Source organism: Methylobacterium sp. WL18 (assembly GCF_008040015.1).
GTDB lineage: Bacteria > Pseudomonadota > Alphaproteobacteria > Rhizobiales > Beijerinckiaceae > Methylobacterium > Methylobacterium mesophilicum.
In genome coordinates this window covers 1-1,449 of the sequence record NZ_VRVD01000909.1, presented here as the reverse complement: position 1 = coordinate 1,449, position 1,449 = coordinate 1, and the positions used below count along the sequence as shown (strand labels likewise).

The 1,449-nt window shown below is 65.0% G+C and carries 1 protein-coding gene and 1 pseudogene; one reads left to right on the top strand and one right to left on the bottom strand.

Annotated elements, in window-relative coordinates; genetic code table 11:
- Positions 1-478 precede the first annotated feature (478 nt).
- On the bottom strand, positions 479-1,045 hold the full coding sequence (locus FV228_RS29595) for a NifU family protein (protein ID WP_147857709.1): 567 nt from the start codon (positions 1,043-1,045) through the stop codon (positions 479-481).
- An 80-nt stretch (positions 1,046-1,125) separates the two neighbouring features.
- On the opposite strand from FV228_RS29595, the pseudogene FV228_RS29590 reads away from it, so the two are divergent.
- Positions 1,126-1,449: pseudogene (locus tag FV228_RS29590) on the top strand (hypothetical protein); the annotation flags it as partial.

The window sequence follows — 1,449 nt, the reverse complement described above, 5'->3', positions numbered from 1 at the left end:
AGAGTGATCGCGAGCAGCTTGGTGACGATGTTCGTGCGGCTGAGAAGGTTCATGCGAATCCCCGGAAAACCGCGGGATACGAGAGGCACGACGAAACCTTACGTCAAGATCTCCGATAGAGATCTGGCATGGCGCCTATAGCACTTCAATAAATCGTATTCGATTAAGTCTTACGTCATCTAGCGAAAAATGGAATATAAATACTGAATTTATGCGGGATATCGGCTCAGAAATATGCAGTCGATATTACCATGAACGATTTACCGTGCCGACAAGGAGCACGTTACAATCTGTCGATCGGCGTACTGAGGCGCCAAGACGGGCCGGGGGCTCCGGATCCGGAGCGGTCCATGCTTCGAGGTTGCGGACATAGCCTCGAAGCGGGCACCCGGCGTTCGGCCGGATCCAGGGATGCCATAAAAAACGCCGGCGGCTCGCGGCCGCCGGCGCTGGTCGTGCCGTGAACGGCGGCGTCAGGTCAGATCGCCTGAACCTCGCGGATCTCCGGCAGGAAGTGCCGGAACAGGTTCTGCACGCCGTGGCGCAAGGTGGCGGTGGAGGAGGGGCAGCCCGAGCAGGCGCCCTTCATCTCCAGGTAGACGACGCCTTCCTTGTAGCCGCGGAAGGTGATGTCGCCGCCGTCGCCGGCCACCGCCGGGCGGACGCGCGTCTCGAGGAGGTCCTTGATCGTCACCACTGTATCGTGGTCGGCGGCGTCGTAGAACTCCTCCTCGCCGTCCTGGTCGTCGAGGCCGCCTTCGGCCATCACGGGGACGCCGGACTGGAAGTGCTCCATGATCGCGCCGAGCACGGCAGGCTTGACCTGGGCCCATTCCGAACCGTCCTCCGCCTTGGTGACGGAGACGAAGTCGTGGCCGAAATAGACGCCCGCGACCCCGGGAACGTCGAACAGCGCGGAGGCGAGGGGCGAGCGGCCCGCGGTCTCGGCGTCCCGGGCCTCGAAGGTGGATTCGGGCAGGACGACGCGGCCGGGGAGGAACTTGAGGGTCGCCGGGTTCGGCGTGGCTTCGGTCTGGATGAACATTGTCGGCGAACTCCGCTGCGCCGGTTCAAGGCCGGCCGGGACAGGCACCGTGAGGCACCGTCTCCCATGTGGACCGGCGGGTGGATTTTCTCAACCGGGCCCGGGCGCCTCAAGAGTGGACATTCGCGCGACGCGCCTTCAGGACAAGCGCGAACGGGATGCTGACGGAGCCGGCGGTGGATGTAACCGGGGATGCGATGCTCGCGCAGGAGTTGCTAAACGACCTGCGCGCGGCCCAGGCCAAGCTGGAGGCCGCGCGCGAGGATGCAGCCTCGCTCAAGGTTCTGCTCGCGCTTCGCACGCACCAGCACGACCTGGCCTGGCAGGAGGCGCAGCGCCTCGCGGCCGAGCTTGAGAACGCCCGCACCCGGTCGAGCGCCCTCGAGGCCGAGCGCGCCGAAGGC